This window comes from Streptomyces sp. SS8 (genome assembly GCF_054072955.1).
The window spans coordinates 396346-410527 of record NZ_JBSVCZ010000002.1 but is presented as its reverse complement, the minus strand read 5'-3'; the positions used below and the strand labels follow the sequence as shown (position 1 = coordinate 410527).

At 74.7% G+C, this 14182-nt stretch carries 13 protein-coding genes and 1 pseudogene; 8 read left to right on the top strand and 6 right to left on the bottom strand.

Annotated elements, in window-relative coordinates:
• Positions 1–55: 55 nt before the first annotated feature.
• Both ACW69E_RS03715 and ACW69E_RS03710 read left to right on the top strand, forming a co-directional pair.
• Positions 56–1015 (top strand): MBL fold metallo-hydrolase, encoded by a 960-nt coding sequence (locus ACW69E_RS03715; RefSeq protein ID WP_457496698.1) that lies wholly within the window; start codon positions 56–58, stop codon positions 1013–1015.
• A 35-nt stretch (positions 1016–1050) separates the two neighbouring features.
• Positions 1051–1173, top strand: a complete 123-nt coding sequence (locus tag ACW69E_RS03710) for a hypothetical protein (RefSeq protein ID WP_457496697.1) — start codon at positions 1051–1053, stop codon at positions 1171–1173.
• A gap of 92 nt (positions 1174–1265) precedes the next feature.
• Here the strand turns inward: ACW69E_RS03710 and ACW69E_RS03705 are convergent.
• The 3 genes and pseudogenes from ACW69E_RS03705 to ACW69E_RS03695 all read right to left on the bottom strand — a co-directional run.
• Positions 1266–1541, bottom strand: a pseudogene (locus tag ACW69E_RS03705) (nuclear transport factor 2 family protein); the annotation flags it as partial.
• Positions 1542–1780: 239 nt separating this feature from the next.
• A complete protein-coding gene (locus tag ACW69E_RS03700; protein WP_457496696.1) occupies positions 1781–4579 on the bottom strand; it encodes an AAA family ATPase in 2799 nt (932 codons plus the stop codon).
• A gap of 398 nt (positions 4580–4977) precedes the next feature.
• Positions 4978–6753 (bottom strand): S8 family peptidase, encoded by a 1776-nt coding sequence (locus tag ACW69E_RS03695; RefSeq protein WP_457496745.1) that lies wholly within the window; start codon positions 6751–6753, stop codon positions 4978–4980.
• 764 nt (positions 6754–7517) lie between these two features.
• Here ACW69E_RS03695 and ACW69E_RS03690 point away from each other — a divergent pair.
• The 4 genes from ACW69E_RS03690 to ACW69E_RS03675 all read left to right on the top strand — a co-directional run bounded on the left by ACW69E_RS03690 (position 7518) and on the right by ACW69E_RS03675 (position 10681).
• Positions 7518–7700: a hypothetical protein gene (locus ACW69E_RS03690; protein WP_093657563.1), complete on the top strand. Its 183-nt coding sequence runs from the start codon at positions 7518–7520 to the stop codon at positions 7698–7700.
• A 103-nt stretch (positions 7701–7803) separates the two neighbouring features.
• Positions 7804–8589 carry a hypothetical protein gene (locus ACW69E_RS03685; protein ID WP_457496695.1) on the top strand — a complete coding sequence of 262 codons (786 nt, stop codon included), beginning with the start codon at positions 7804–7806 and terminating at the stop codon, positions 8587–8589.
• Positions 8586–9521, top strand: coding sequence for a DUF6895 family protein (locus ACW69E_RS03680; RefSeq protein ID WP_457496694.1), 936 nt, complete (start codon positions 8586–8588; stop codon positions 9519–9521). Before ACW69E_RS03685 ends, ACW69E_RS03680 begins: the two co-directional genes overlap by 4 nt.
• A 5-nt stretch (positions 9522–9526) precedes the next feature.
• Positions 9527–10681 (top strand): serine hydrolase domain-containing protein, encoded by a 1155-nt coding sequence (locus ACW69E_RS03675; protein WP_457496693.1) that lies wholly within the window; start codon positions 9527–9529, stop codon positions 10679–10681.
• Here ACW69E_RS03675 and ACW69E_RS03670 read toward each other — a convergent pair.
• Positions 10636–11199: an ATP-binding protein gene (locus ACW69E_RS03670; RefSeq protein WP_457496692.1), complete on the bottom strand. Its 564-nt coding sequence runs from the start codon at positions 11197–11199 to the stop codon at positions 10636–10638. The genes ACW69E_RS03675 and ACW69E_RS03670 overlap by 46 nt on opposite strands.
• Positions 11200–11300: 101 nt before the next feature.
• On the opposite strand from ACW69E_RS03670, the gene ACW69E_RS03665 reads away from it, so the two are divergent.
• Together ACW69E_RS03665 and ACW69E_RS03660 are read left to right on the top strand one after the other, a co-directional pair.
• Entirely contained in the window at positions 11301–12146 is an 846-nt protein-coding gene (locus tag ACW69E_RS03665; protein ID WP_457496691.1) for a helix-turn-helix domain-containing protein, read from the top strand.
• A complete protein-coding gene (locus ACW69E_RS03660; protein WP_457496690.1) occupies positions 12143–12313 on the top strand; it encodes a DUF397 domain-containing protein in 171 nt (56 codons plus the stop codon). The genes ACW69E_RS03665 and ACW69E_RS03660 overlap by 4 nt, the downstream gene beginning before the upstream one ends.
• A gap of 62 nt (positions 12314–12375) precedes the next feature.
• Here ACW69E_RS03660 and ACW69E_RS03655 read toward each other — a convergent pair whose 3' ends face one another.
• Both ACW69E_RS03655 and ACW69E_RS03650 read right to left on the bottom strand, forming a co-directional pair.
• The gene (locus tag ACW69E_RS03655) at positions 12376–13674 is read right to left on the bottom strand and encodes an RNA polymerase sigma factor (RefSeq protein ID WP_457496689.1); all 1299 of its coding nucleotides are present in this window, start codon (positions 13672–13674) and stop codon (positions 12376–12378) included.
• 15 nt (positions 13675–13689) lie between these two features.
• Positions 13690–14109 (bottom strand): YciI family protein, encoded by a 420-nt coding sequence (locus ACW69E_RS03650; protein ID WP_457496688.1) that lies wholly within the window; start codon positions 14107–14109, stop codon positions 13690–13692.
• Positions 14110–14182 lie beyond the last annotated feature (73 nt).

Here is a 14182-nt window from a genome sequence, read left to right as displayed (position 1 = left end):
CCGGCCCCCGGCACACACCCCGAATCACGGCCCGAGACGAACGGACGGAGAACCGATGGCCACGCCCACGGCAGCGACCAGGAGCACCGCGTACCCGACCGCCGGCGCCCCCTTCCTGGAGGAGGTCGCCGACGGTGTCCACGCCTTCGTCCAGCCGCCGGGCGGCTGGTGCCTGAACAACGCGGGCCTGGTGACGGGCCGGCCCGGCGGCGAGGGCCCGCCCGTCCTGATCGACACCGCGGCCACCGAGGCCCGCGCCCGGCTGCTGCGCCGGGAGGTGGAGCGGGTCGCCCCGGACGGGCCGGGCATCGTCGTCAACACCCACTTCCACGGCGACCACACCTTCGGCAACAGCCAGTTCACACCAAGGGCGGTGGTCGTCGCGCACGAGGGCACCCGCACCGACAGCGCCGAGGCGGGGCTGGGGCTGTGCGGGCTGTGGCCGGACGTGGAGTGGGGCGAGGTCCCGCTGACCCTGCCGACGCTGACCTTCCGCGACGGGCTCACCCTCCACGCCGGGGGCCTGCGCGTGGAACTGCTGCACCTGGGCCCCGCGCACACCGCCGACGACACGGTGGCGTGGGTGCCCGAGCGCGGCGTGCTGTTCACCGGCGATCTGGTCTGGTCGGGGGTGACGCCGTTCGTGCTGATGGGCTCGGTGACCGGTTCGCTGCGGGCGCTGGAGCGGATGCGGGCCCTCGCCCCGCGCGTGGTGGTCCCCGGCCACGGGCCGGTGGGCGGGCCGGAGCTGCTGGACGCCACCGAGGCGTATCTGCGGTGGCTGCTGCGGATCGCGGAGGACTCCGTGCGCGACGGGATCCCCCCGCTGGAGGCGGCGCACCGCGCGGACCTGGGCGGCTTCGCCGAGCTGCTCGACCCCGAGCGCCTGGTCGGGAACCTGCACCGCGCCCGCGCGGAGCTGGAGGGGCTGCCGCCGGGAGCACGGATGGACGTGGCCGGCCCCTTCGGGGAGATGGTCGCGTACCACGGAGGACTGCCGGACTGCCACGCCTGAGGCGGCGTGCCGGATCCGGTGGGGAGGAGATGACGATGATCACCGATGCGCCGGAGCGTGAGCCCCTGGACCACGACTTCTGGGACATCCCCGTTCCCCTGCTGGCCGGAGAGGAGGACGACGCGTCCGAGCCGCACATCTGGCGGGGCATCGACTGACGGTCCGCCCGAAGGCCCCGGAACGGGAAAGCGGTGCGTGCACCGCACGGCGTCACGGCGGTGAAGGTCGGCTGGAAGGAGACCTTCCCCTCGCGGTCGGTCTGGGTGACGAGCGTGTAGTACGACACCCGCAGGGTGTCCTCGTCCCCGGGGTCGGTCTCGATCAGCAGGTGGTCGAACCAGTGCCGGACGGCGATGTCCCGGTAGCGCGGCAGGTTCGCTCGCATGCCCGCGACCATCCGCTCCCGGCCCTGCGCCCGCTCGCCGTTGGCGTGCACCACCACGCCGTCGTCGGTGAAGGTGTCCGCGAAACCCTCGATGTCCAGGGCGTCCACGCGGCGCATCTGCCGCGCGTAGAACGTCTGCACCTCCGCGTAGAGGTCCCCGGTGACCTTGCTCCTGGTTGCCTGGACCGCCTGAGACACGGCGACTCCCTTCGATGACGGCCTGCCCCGCCGAAGGCCGGCGGCGCGATCGCCACCACGCTGCCGCGCCCGGCTTCAGCACCGCTGGAGACCGGCTCGCACGGCCGCCCGGCTCGCACGCTACGGCTCGTACGGGCCACGCGGGCCGGGCCACGCGGGCCGCGCCACGCGGGCCGCGCCGGTCACTCGTCGCGCACCACCACGGCGAGCTGCGCCCGGCCGCGGACGCCGAGCTTGCGGTAGATGCGGGTCAGCCGGGCCTCGACGGTCTTGACGCTGAGGAAGAGCCTGGCCGCCGCCTCCTGGTTGCTCGCCCCCTGCCCGACGAGCAGGGCGAGCCGCCGCTCCGCCTCGGTGAGCCCCTCGGCGAGCCCCTCGGTGAACCCGGCCGGCCCGCCGGGGAACGGGTCGGCCCCGCCGCGCGGCGGGGCGCCGCCGGCCAGCCGCGCCCATGGCCGGGCCCCGGCCCGGTCGAACACCCCGGCCGCCTCGCGCAGTACGGCCTGCGCGGCCGCCCGGCGCCTGCGGCGGCGCTCGGTGCGCGCCAGCGCCAGCAGGGTGCGTCCGGCCTCGATGGGCAGCCCGTGCGCGGTGAAGCGGTCGGCGGTCTCCCGCAGCAGCTCCGCCCCCGCGTCCGGATCACCGGTGGCCGCCAGGTACTGGCCGCGGACCCGGTCCAGCGCCGTCAGCACGGTGGTGCGTCCCAGCCGCCGCGCCACCGGGGTGACCTCCGCCAGCAGGTCGGCGGCCCTCTCCGGCTCCCCGCCGGCCACGTACGCCTCGGCCAGCTCCTCGTGCCAGCGCAGGACGGACGGGTCGATGGCCAGTGCGGCGATCGGCAGGTCGCGGATGCCGCCGAGCGTCTCCAGGGCCAGGGCGGTCTCGCCCATGGCGAGCTGTACGCGCCCGAGCGCGTACAGGGAGCAGTGCACGAAGACCTGATCGCCCTCCTCCTGGGAGGCGCGCAGGCTGCGGCGGGCGTAGTCGGCCGCGCGCCGGAAGCTGCCGCCGGCGGTCTCGGCCATCGCCGCGCTGTACCACAGCGGCCCCGGGGAGAAGCCGGCCTCCAGCGCGATGGACACCGCGCGGCGGGCGTGGGCGAGGGCCGCGGCGCAGTGCCCCTGGCGGGCCTCCACCTCGGCCAGCGAGCGCAGCGCCACCACCAGATCCTCGGTGGTTCCCAGCCGTTCGAGCTCGGGCAGCATGGCGAGCAGGCCCTCGCGCGCCTCGGTGAGCCGGTCGTCGAACAGGGCGTGGCGGCAGGCGAGCAGCCGCGGTCCGTTGCGCAGCGCGGGCGGGAGCCCCTCCCGCCACACGGTCAGGGCCTCCTCGGTGTGCGCCTCGGCCTCGGGCTCCCCCAGGGCGCGGCTGATGCGGGCGCGGGCGGTGGCCGCCAGTACGGCGGTCTCCCCGTCCCCGGCTGCCAGGGCCAGGCGGTACGCCTCCTCGGCGGTGGCGCGGGCCGCGACGCTGTCGCCGTCGGCCAGTTGCTGCTTCCACACCAACCGGACCAGCACGGCCGCGCGCATCGACGGGTCGTCACCGGCGTCGGCCAGGGCGTGGGAGAAGGTCTCGTCCAGGTCGCTCAGGCTCTGGAAGGCGGTGTCCAGGATGGCGAGCCGGGCGCTCAGCCGGGCGGCGGGCGGCACGTCGCGGGCGAGGATGGCGTCGGCGGCCCGTTTGGACAGGTCGGGCCGGGCGGCGCGGGCCGCGTCGGCGGCGGCCCCCAGCAGCCGCGCCACCTCCTCCTCCGGGTGCCCGGCGGGGGTGCGTTCGGCTGCGAGCAGGCCGAGTTCGGCCGCCAGGGCGCGGTCCCCGCGGCGGCGGCAGGCTTCCAGGGCCCGGTCGAGTTCCCCGGCGATCTCCGCGCCGGCGTCGCGGGGGTCGGAGGCCAGGGCCCGGTGGCGTACGGCCTGCACGGGGTCGCCGACGGCGCCGGCCAGGGCGGTGTGGCAGGCGGCCCGCTGCGTCCAGTCCGCCTCGGCGGCCAGGGTCGCGGGCACCACCTTGGCGGTGAAGGCGACCGTGCCGTCCTCGCCGACGGTGACCAGCCCGGCCCTCTCGGCGGCCGCGAGGTCCGCCTCGGCCGAGGCCCGGCCCGCCCTGCGCAGCACGGTCGTGGTCGGTCCGGTGGCCAGCGCGGCGAGCAGCAGGGTGGGGTGCGCCCCGGCGGGCACCTCGGCCAGCATGTGGCGGGCGGCGGCGCGGGCCTCGCCGCCCGGCGGCAGTTCGTCGGCGTGGTGGACGAAGGCGCGGGCGCCCGCCAGGGAGCGGCCGATGGCCAGGGCGAGCCTGGGGTTGCCGCCGCTGGCCCGGTGGATGCGGCCGGCCAGGCGGGCGGGGAGTTCGTGGTCGGCCAGCAGCGCGGCGATGTGGTCGGCGCCGAGCGGCGGGACGGGGACGACGCGGGGGCCGGTGTGGCCGAAGAGGTTCTCCGCGTGCAGCGGGCTGGTGTGCTGCCTCTCGGCCGCCAGGGCCCGCACCGCGGACGGTGCCTTGTGCAGGGCGAAGCGGAGCAGGGCGGAGCTGTCGGGGTCCAGCCACTGGGCGTTGTCCACCACCAGCAGCACCGGCCCCTCGGCGGCGATCAGGCGCAGCACCTGGGCCACGGCCAGCCGCAGGGCGACGCGGTCCTGTCCGGCGGGGGGCGCCTCCGTCTCGCGGCGGGCCACGGCGACGGCCGCGCGCTGGGGCCGGGGCAGCTCCCGCAGGATCTCCTCGGGCACGTCGTCCAGCAGTCCGGCCGCGCCGGCGCCGGGGATGTCCCGGTCCTCCTCCTCCGGGGCCAGCCACAGGACGGTCTCCCCCCGTGCCCGGCGTTCCTCCGTCCTGACCACGGCGGCGACCAGGGCCGTCTTGCCGATGCCCGGCGGGCCGGTGAGGGCGGCCCTGCCGTGGTCGCGCAGGGTCCGCTCCAGGTGGTCCAGCAGATCGCCGCGCCCGACCAGCGCCGGACGGGGGGTCTCCCGTTCCAGACCCATAAACCGCCTCCGGTCGTGTTCATGCCCGTGCCCCGCGAGGATACGGAGGGGACGGGCTACCGGTCGATGGTCTTCGGCGTGGACGTTCGACGGTTTTTCGACGGAGGTTCCGGCGGTCTTCCGTGCGGGTGCGGTGGATCGGGCGCCCGGAAGCCGTCAGGGCCTGCCGGCGGGTGCAGCGCCGGCAGGCCCTGGTTTCCCGGCCGGTGCGGACCGTCTCGGTGGCGGTCCGGATCAGCGGCCGGAGATCCCCGGTGGGGGCGGGGACCGTCGGTGGGAACCGTGCGGGGCCCGCCCCGTCAGGTGGACGGGCCCCGGTCCGGTGGCCGGCCGGGCCGGCCGGTCGCGGCCCGTTCGGGCCGGTTCCGGTCGGTCCCGTCCGGTGGCGGGCGGTTCGCTCAGAAGGTCAGGCTCCAGGAGTCGATGTAGCCGGTGTCTCCGGCGTAGACGTCCTTGACCCGCAGCTTCCAGGTGCCGTTGGCGAGCACCGAGGAGGCGTCGACGGTGTACGTGGCGATCACGTTGTCGGCGCTGTCGTAGGCGGATTCCTTGAGGGTGGCGTAGCGGCCGTCGGGGGCGACCAGCTCGATGACCAGGTCACCGCGGTAGGTGTGCTTGATGTCGACGTCCACCCGCAGGTCGGCCGGCGCGTAGCCGCTGCGGCCGCTCACCGCGATCGAGGAGGTGACACCGGTGGTGTTGTTGTCCGGGATGGCGACGTTGGTGCTGTTGGTGTAGGTGTCGCCGGCCGGGTCCTCCCCGCCGCCGCTGTCGCCGCCCGCGGCCGCGACGGTCGCTGCGGCGTCGGCCAGGCCGGCGCCGCAGCCGCCGCTGCAGGTGCCGGGCAGGGTGCGGGCCCTGGACTTGATCAGCTGCTCGATCTGGGCCGGGCTCAGCGAGGAGTTGGCCGACTTCATCAGCGCGGCCAGGCCGGCGATGTGCGGGGCGGCCATGCTGGTGCCCTGGTAGTAGGCGTAGGTCTCGCCGGCGGGCCGGGTGGAGCCGGAGTCCACCGTGGAGAGGATGCCGTTGGTCCGGACCGCGGTCTCGCCGCCGGGGGCGGTGATGTCGATGATCGAACCGTAGTTGGAGTAGGAGGCCCGGTTGCCCTCGCGGTCGCCGGCGGCGACGGTGACGACGTTGTCGCAGTTCGCCGGGACGAAGCCGGAGGCGTTGGTGTTGCTGTTGCCCGCCGCGACGACGACCGTGGTGCCGCGGCCCACCGCGCCGTTGATCGCGTTCTGGTAAGTGCTGGAGCAGGTGCCGCCGCCGCCCAGGCTCATGTTGATGACGTGGGCCGGGGTGGGGTTGGCCGGGACGCCGGAGACGGTGCCGCCGGAGGCCCAGATGATGGCGTCGGCGATGTCGGCGGTGGTGCCGCCGCACTTGGCGAGCACGCGGACGGGCTGGATCTTCGCGTTGTACGCGATGCCCGCGATGCCCTTGCCGTTGTTCGTCGCCGCGGCGATGGTGCCCGCGACGTGGGTGCCGTGCCAGGAGGAGGGGCTGTCGTAGGTGGCGCCGCACTCGCCGGCGTAGAACCAGTCGCCCTCGTCGGCGGGGTTGCCGTCGCGGCCGTTGCCGTCCCGCGCGTTGGTGGCGTTGGAGACGAAGTCGTAGCCGGAGACGATGCTGGCGGCGAGGTCGGAGTGGGCGACGTAGCCGGTGTCCAGGACGGCGACGACGGTGCCCCGGCCGGTGGACTTGTCCCAGGCGCCGGGCACGCGCATGCCGGCGGTGGACTCGAAGAGGTCCCACTGACTGCTGTACTGCGGGTCGTTGGGGGCCGCCATCGCGTACATGCGGGTGTTGGGCTCGGCGTAGGCGACGTCCGGGTCGCTCTCGAAGGCCTTGACGATCTCGTTGATCCCGGCCTGCGAGGTCTTGCCCTCCACCTCGTACAGGGCCGCGCCCGTGGCCAGGCGGCGCTCGAACTTCAGCTTCTGCCCGGTCTTCTTCCCCTTGGCCCTGGCCTCGGCCCTCGCCTCGGAGTCGGACTCGGCCGCGCTCGGGGAGGCGTTCGCGGCCTTGGTCCCGGTGCGGTTGTGGTAGGCGACGATGACGCCGTCCGCGGGCGCCTCGGGGAGTTCGGTGCGCTGCTCGCCGGCCTTGGGAGCGGTCTCCCCCGACTGCGGGGCCGCGGTCGCGACGGACGCGGTGGCGGCTCCGGTCATGAGGGTGGCGGTGGCCGCCAGCACGGATATCAGTCTTCGCCTTGGGGCCTTCACAGGGGGGTCCTTTCGAAGCTGCCCGGGCGGGCCGGGCAGTGGGGGTGCCTGGTGCGGGGGTTGCGCCGGGGTTCCGGGCGGGGTGGGGCATGACGTCGGTTCCGCCCGGAACTCCGGTGCCGCCGACCATAGGAACGCCCCGGCGGGCCCCGATACGGGGAAAACCCTTGCGTCCCCTCCCCGGTCCGCGGCGGAGCGGCCCACAGCGCGGGAAACGGGGGGTGTACGTCCGGAAAAGCCCGGATGCAACCACCGGGTCGCCTCCGTGACCGCCCGCCGGCCGCCGGGCGGATCCGCGGCGGCCCGCGCCCACCAGCGCCCGGATATCGGACACTTGGCAACGATTCCCGGAATACTCCGGCCGCCACCCCAGGCACGGGAGCGGACGGCCGCCGAAGGCGCGCCCGACCGCTCCTCCGCCGGCCCCGCGCGCGGCCCGGACGGCGGGCGCGGGCCGCACCTCGCCCACCTACTCCGTACGGGTGAATGCTCGGCCGCCTTTCCAGGCCCGCTCCCCCGAGGGCCGCCTGCACGCTCCGGCCCGTTTCCCGTGGTCAGCCGCCCCCTCCCGCCCCACACACGGAACACGGGCCCCGCAAAGCGGACCAAAATCGCATATGCGCATTCAGCGGTGCGTTCGTAACGTCGTATGTGAAGCCGCCCACACCGGGCGGTGACATCCACCTGGCATCCCACCGAGGAGGACCCAGATGCTCACCCACACCACGGGAACCACCCTTGCCCCCGCCGCTCCGGCGGAGCGGGACATGGTCGCCGACCTGATGACCACGCGCGAGGCCCCGGTCAGCGACGCGCCCGTGTGGGCGCCGGAGGCGATCGGCCTGCTGCTGCTCGCACTCCTGCTCTCCCCCAGGGAGCCGCGGGAGAAGTGACGCGACCGCTCCACAGCGGGATGCGACAGGAAGCGGCATGATGCGACAGAAACAAACGGAATCGGCATAACATGACATACCGCACAAGAGAGGTAGGTCACTGATGCCGAATCCGGACACCCCATCGCGCACGGACTACGCCGCAGCGGTGGAGAGTCTGGCCGACCGTGTCCTCGGTGCCCTGCGGGGCGCCGGGGATACGGCGGTGGTGGCCTCCCAGGTGGACGAAGCCCCCGACCCCAAGGTCGCGCTGGCGGCCGTACGGGTGCTGGGACCGGACGTGTTCGCCCCCGCGCTGCTGGCCGGGGTGCCCTTCGGGTCCGGCGACGCCCGGGCGGTGGCCGAGTCCCTGCGAATCTTTCCGCCCGCTCCTGACGCCACGCCCGAGGCCGCGTGGCGCGACTGGACGACCGTGCGGCTCCTCGCGCGGTACGGCGGTGGCTCCCCCGGCGAAACCCTCACCGACACCCCCGGCGACACCCCGGCCGACAACCCCGAGGACACCCTGGGCGTACGCGAGCCGGCACCCCCCGGCGGCGCCGGCTCCTCCTGGCGCGAGCTGTCCCTGAGCATGGCGCAGCTCTCCCCGCTCGCCCTGCCGAACCTCGACGGCCCCGTCCACGAGGCCGCCCTGGACCGGCCGCGCGACCTGAGCCGGGGCGCCGCCCGCGCGATGCTGCGCCGCGACTACCCCACCGCGGCCCGACTGGCGCGCTGGCTCGCCTGCGCGCTGCACCGCGGCGCACGCCCGGACCTGGACACGGCCGCCCTGGTGCGGCACCTCGAACTGCACTGCGGGGGAGGCGGGCGCACCGCGCTGGACACCGCCGTCGCCCGCGGCCTGCTCAACCGTACGCAGCCGCAGAGGCCGGGAGGACCGACCCCATGAGCACGCCCCGCACCACCGCCGAGGCCCCCGCCCCCGTGGGGCGGTCGGCGCACCGGGTGGCCACCCGCGCCCTCGGCTGGCTGCGCCGCCACTGCGAGCTGGGCACCCTGCCGCCCGGCACCACCTCGGACATGGCCGACCCCGACAGCATCTACAAGCCGCTGGGCGAGACGGCCCTGGCCGCCTCCCTGGTGCTGCGCGAGGGGCTGGCCTCCGCGAGCGAGGAGCGCACCGCCCGCGAGCTGCTCGACTTCGCCTGGTGGGAGCTGCGCGGCGGCGACATGCTCTACGAGCGGCAGTTGCGCTACATGATGATGGTCGACCCGCTGGAGCTGTACGCGCACTTCGTCCGCGCCGGCTACCGCCACCGGCGTCTGGAGGCGCTGCTGGACCACCTCGGCGGCCTGGTCACGATGGACGCCGTCGAGCAGGTGCCCAACCGCCGCCTCGCCGTCGCCAACGCCGCCCGTCTGACGGGCCTGGCGCGCGAGACCGACTGGAAGCGGCTGACCGACGCCACCTGGCTCGGCAACACCCCCGAGCCGTGGGTGATCGACTGGATGACGGCCTACTGCGTGACGCACACCGTCTTCCACATCACCGACTGGGGCGCCCGCCCGGGCGACCTGCCGCAGCACCTGGAGGAGTACCTCCAGCTCTGGCTGCCGGTGTGGCTGGACATCTGGCGGGAGGTCCAGGAGTGGGACCTCGTCACCGAGCTGCTGATCGTCGGAAGCTGCCTGCGCGAGCCGTACGCCGACCCCGTGCTGTGGGAGGAGCTGGCCTCGGTGCAGCACGAGGACGGGCTGATGCCGCGTGACGGCAAGGAGGTCGAGGGGGACGCCGCCCAGCGCTTCCGGGACCACCACCACCCCACCGTCGTCGCGGCCGTCGCCGGCACCCTGGCGCTCTCCCGCGCCGCCCAGCGGTGAGCCCGGTGTCCTCCGACACGGCCTCCCGCCCCGGCCCCGAACGGGAACCCGGCCCCGACACCTCTCCCGACACCGAAGCCGCCACCGGCGCCGGGCCGGACACCGCCACCGACACCACTGACAACGAAGTCCCCACCTCCCGGCCCGAGTCCGCGCTCTCCCTGCCCCTGGAGACGGTCGCCGCCGCCGCGCCCGGCCCCGCGGTGGCGGTCGTGGCGGTACGGGCGGGCGAGTCCAGGACGCTGTGCCGGGGCGCGTCCGCCGCCACCCGCTTCGAACTCGGCTCCGTGACCAAGACGTTCACCGCCCTGCTGCTGGCCGAGGCGGTGGCGCGGGGCGAGCTGGGCCACGACGACCCGATCGCCGGACGCCTCCCCCCGGCCGCCGTGCCCGAGGGCTACGGCGACCGGATCACCCTCGCCCACCTGGCCTCGCACACCGCCGGGCTGCCCGTGCTGCCTCCGGGGCTGCTGGCACGGGCCGTGCCCCGCTTCTACACCAACCCCTACGAGGGCTTCACCCCCGACCACCTGCTGCACGCCCTCTCCCAGACCCGGGTGCGCCACCCTCCCGGGCAGCGGGTGCGCTACTCCAACTTCGGCGTCGGGCTGCTGGGCCGACTGCTGTCGGACGCGGCCGGCGCCCCGTACGGCGAGGCGCTCGCCACCCGGATCCTCACACCGCTGGGCCTGGCCGACAGCACCTGCGACCCCGAGCTGCCCCAGGCCACCGGCCACTGGCACGGCCGCCCCCGCCCGCCCTGGCGCATCCCGGGCCTGCCGGGCGCGGGCGCGCTGCGCTCCAGCGCCCGCGACCTCCAGCGCTACCTGGAGGTCCTGCTCTCCCCGCCCCCGGAGGCGGACGAGGCCCTGCGCACCGCCCTCCACGACGTCACCCGCCCCCGGGCGACCATGCCCGGCGGCGACCGGATGTGCCTGGCCTGGAAGGCGCGCACCCACACCGCCCGCGACGGCGGCGACTTCGACCTGCTGTTCCACTCCGGCGGCACCCGCGGCTTCACGTCCTTCACCGGCTTCTGCCCGGCCGCCCGCGTCGGCCTGGCGGCGGTGACCAACAGCTCCCCCACCCTGCGCGGCACCTTCATCCGCACCGCCTACCGCACCCTGCGCGACCTCGCGGCCGAGATCCCCGCCCGCTGATCCCCGCCCGGTCGGGGACACCGGCGGCCGGTGCGCCCGACCCCCTGTACGCCGCACGCCTCCCAGCGGCAGTGCAGCTCGAACCAGACGGTCTTGCCGATCCCGCAGGGGCGCGGGTACGCGCCCCAGGCGTCGGAGAGGACTGCGACCAGGGCCAGGCCCCGGCCCGACTCGTCCTCCGGCGATGTACCGCGCGGGCGCGGCATGCCGTCGCCCGCGTCGCAGACCTCCACCCGCAGTCCCCGGTCGCCGAGCACGCAGCGCAGGGCGATCTCCCGGCCGGGCGGGGTGCGGGCGTGGCGGCAGGCGTTGGCCACCAGCTCGCTCAGCAGCAGTACGGCCGTCTCCGCCGTCGCGTCCGGCACCTTCCAGGCGCTCAGCCCGTCCCGCAGCAGGGCCCGCGCGCGTCCCGCGCTGCGCGGGTGGTTCGGCAGGCGCCATTCCGCCCGCTCCGGCAGGTGCCCGGCGGAGAGCGGAGCCCCGGGTGTTTCGGGTGCATCGGATCGGTGTGCGGTCATCGTGCCCTCGTACGGGTGGTCTTCGCTGCTCGGGCCTCACACGGTGCCGACCTCTGCCTAGCGTCTCCAGTGACCGGCCGGGTACGGAGCGTGCCGTACTCATGGCACACAAGGGGGAAGGTGGGAGACGATGTCCGAGGGAACCACCCAGCAGCCGCCGGGCCTGGCGTTACTGCGGCAACCAGATCAAGCGCTGGCGCACCTGCGCGGGGATCAGCCGCGAGGCGCTGGGCGACGAGGCGGGATACGGCTACGAGACGATCAAGTCCATGGAGCAGGGCCGTCGCAAGCCGACGGTCCGGCTGCTGGAGGTCGCCGACGAGATGTGCGACGCGCGGGGCCTGCTGGTGGCGGCCCAGGAGTACCTGAAGCCGGAGAAGTTCCCGGCGCGTACGCGGGAGTTCATGGACGCCGAGGACCGCGCCATCGCCCTGCATTCCCACCAGCCATTGCTCATCCCCGGACTGCTCCAGACCGGGGCATACGCACGGGCGCTGATCGGCAACCACTATCCGCCGCTGGACGACGAGACAGTCCAGGAGCGGGTCGCGGCCCGGCTGGAGCGGCGGGAGAAGCTCACCCGCAGGCCGACCGTGGCATTCGGCTTCGTGATCTACGAGGCCGCCCTGCGCACCCGCGTCGGCGGTGACGAGGTGATGCGGGAACAGCTCCACCATCTTCTGGAGATGGGCGAGTTGCGCAATGTCTCCGTCCAGGTGCTCCCCGTCGAGCGCGGGGTGTTCGGCGGACTCAGCGGGCCCATGGTGCTGTTGGAAACGGCCGAACACGAGTACTACGCCTATGCGGAGGGGCAGGAGACAGGTGCGCTCTACTCCGACCCGGAGAAGATCAGCGTGCTCGCCCAGCGCCATGGAATGGTCCGCATGCAGGCGCTCAGCGCCGAGGAGTCGGCGCGCTTCGTCAGGAAGGTGGCGGAGGAGCTATGAGGGACGGCCTGGTCTGGTTCAAGTCCAGCCACAGCGACTCGGGCGGCGGCAACTGCGTCGAGGTCGCCTTCGCCTGGCGGAAGTCCAGTCACAGTGACTCGGGCGGCGGCGAGTGCGTCGAGGTGGCCGCCTGGGCCGACTTCGTCGCGTACGCCGCCCGCGCGTGACCCACCGCCCGGCCGCCGGATGAGCCCGGCGGCCGGGCACACCGGGCTCATCCGGCGGCGGGTCAGCCGAGGGCGGCGAGTTTGCGTCGCAGTACCGTCCGTTCGCGTTCGTTGCCGCACAGCCGAATCGCGCGCTCCAGTTCGGCGCGCGCCTCGTCGGTGCGCCCCAGGCGGGCGAGGAGTTCCCCGCGGACGTTCGGCAGCAGGTGGGAGCCGGACAGCGCCTTTGCACCGGCCAGCCCGTCCACGATGGCCAGGGCCGCCGCCGGTCCCCGCGCCATGCAGACGGCCACCGCCCGGTTGAGGTCTACCACCGGTGAGGGCGCGAGCCGGCCGAGCGCCTCGTAGAGGAGCACGATCCGCTCCCAGTCCGTCGCCTCGACCGAGGGGGCGGTGGCGTGGCACTCAGCGATCGCCGCCTGCAGGCCGTAGGCGCCCAGGCCCCGGCCGGTCCGCTCGGCGCGGGCCAGGGCGGCCCGCCCCCGGCGGATCGCGGCGCGATCCCAGCGGCGGCGGTCCTGGTGCTCCAGCAGCACCGGCTCGCCGTCCGGCCCGGTGCGGGCGGGGAAGCGCGCGGCGGTCAGCTCCAGCAGCGCCAGCAGGCCGTGGACCTCGCCTTCGTCCGGCATCAGCCGGCTGAGCACCCGGGCCAAGCGCTGCGCCTCGCCCGCGAGGTCGAACCGGATCAGGTCCCCGCCCGAACTGGCCGAGGACCCCTCGGTGAAGATCAGGTAGACGACGCTGAGGACCGAGCCGAGCCGTTCGGCCCGCTCTCCGGCCGTCGGCGTCTCGAACGGCACCCGAGCCGCCTTCAGGGTCTTCTTCGCCCGGGTGATCCGGGCCTGCACGGTGGCGGTCGGCACCAGGAACGCCCTGGCGATCTCGTCGCTCGTCAGACCGCCGACCACCCGCAGGGTGAGCGCCACCCGCCCCTCGCGCGGCAGCACGGGATGGCAGGCGAGGAACATCAGCGCGAGGGTGTCGTCGTCGATGCGGTCCGGGTCCCACAGCACGTCACCGTCCTCCCGGGCCGGGTCGGGGGACGCACTCCCCGAGGCGCCCCCTGCGACGATGCCGCCCTCGCCCAGGCCGTGGGAGAGGGCGGCGTACCGCTCGCCGAGGGCGGAGCGCCGGCGGAACGCGTCGATCGCACGACGACGGCCGACGGTGAGCAGCCACCCCGCCGGGTCGCGGGGCGCGCCCTCGCGCGGCCAGTTCACCAGCGCCTCGGCCAGCGCCTCCTGGGCGCAGTCCTCGGCCAGCGCGAAGTCGCCGGTGTACCGCGCGAGCGCGCCGGTGATCCGCGCGGACTCGATCCGCCAGACGGCGGCGACGGCCTCACGGCCGGTGGGGTCGGCCATCTTCCGCAGTTCCCCTCAGAGCTGGCCGGTGGCCTCGCGCCACGCCCGCTCCTTCTGGATCCACTCGTTGTCCTGGGGGAACTCGTCGATCGTGGTGACCCGGCGGATCTCGGTCTTCAGACCCGGGCCGCTCATCGGCGACCGCCTGGCCCATTCGACGGCCTCCTCCTTGGACGCCACGTTGAGGATGTAGAAGCCGCCGAACAGCTCCTTGGTCTCGCCGTAGGGGCCGTCGGTGACCACGGGCGGCTCGGAGGAGTGGTCGACGACCACGCCCTCGGCGGCGTCGTCCAGGCCCTCCGCGGCGACCAGCACACCGGCCCGGATCAGCTCGTCGTTGTACCTGCCGATGGTCTCCAGCATCTGGCCGAAGTCGACGTCCGCCATTCCCGCGAGGGCCTCGTCGGTGGCGCGCATGATCAGCATGTACTTCATGGCTCTGTCTCCCTGGTGGTTCCGGGGCCTCTTCCTGCCCCTCTCACCCATAGGTCGAACGGGAACGGCGCGG

Bases quoted from the DNA above. Each gene is read 5' to 3' on its own strand.
- ACW69E_RS03715 (WP_457496698.1), top strand. From the start codon at position 56: ATGGCCACGCCCACGGCAGCGACCAGGAGCACCGCGTACCCGACCGCC.
- ACW69E_RS03710 (WP_457496697.1), top strand. From the start codon at position 1,051: ATGATCACCGATGCGCCGGAGCGTGAGCCCCTGGACCACGACTTCTGG.
- ACW69E_RS03700 (WP_457496696.1), bottom strand. From the start codon at position 4,579: ATGGGTCTGGAACGGGAGACCCCCCGTCCGGCGCTGGTCGGGCGCGGC.
- ACW69E_RS03695 (WP_457496745.1), bottom strand. From the start codon at position 6,753: ATGACCGGAGCCGCCACCGCGTCCGTCGCGACCGCGGCCCCGCAGTCG.
- ACW69E_RS03690 (WP_093657563.1), top strand. From the start codon at position 7,518: ATGCTCACCCACACCACGGGAACCACCCTTGCCCCCGCCGCTCCGGCG.
- ACW69E_RS03685 (WP_457496695.1), top strand. From the start codon at position 7,804: ATGCCGAATCCGGACACCCCATCGCGCACGGACTACGCCGCAGCGGTG.
- ACW69E_RS03680 (WP_457496694.1), top strand. From the start codon at position 8,586: ATGAGCACGCCCCGCACCACCGCCGAGGCCCCCGCCCCCGTGGGGCGG.
- ACW69E_RS03670 (WP_457496692.1), bottom strand. From the start codon at position 11,199: ATGACCGCACACCGATCCGATGCACCCGAAACACCCGGGGCTCCGCTC.
- ACW69E_RS03665 (WP_457496691.1), top strand. From the start codon at position 11,301: ATGGCACACAAGGGGGAAGGTGGGAGACGATGTCCGAGGGAACCACCC.
- ACW69E_RS03660 (WP_457496690.1), top strand. From the start codon at position 12,143: ATGAGGGACGGCCTGGTCTGGTTCAAGTCCAGCCACAGCGACTCGGGC.
- ACW69E_RS03655 (WP_457496689.1), bottom strand. From the start codon at position 13,674: ATGGCCGACCCCACCGGCCGTGAGGCCGTCGCCGCCGTCTGGCGGATC.
- ACW69E_RS03650 (WP_457496688.1), bottom strand. From the start codon at position 14,109: ATGAAGTACATGCTGATCATGCGCGCCACCGACGAGGCCCTCGCGGGA.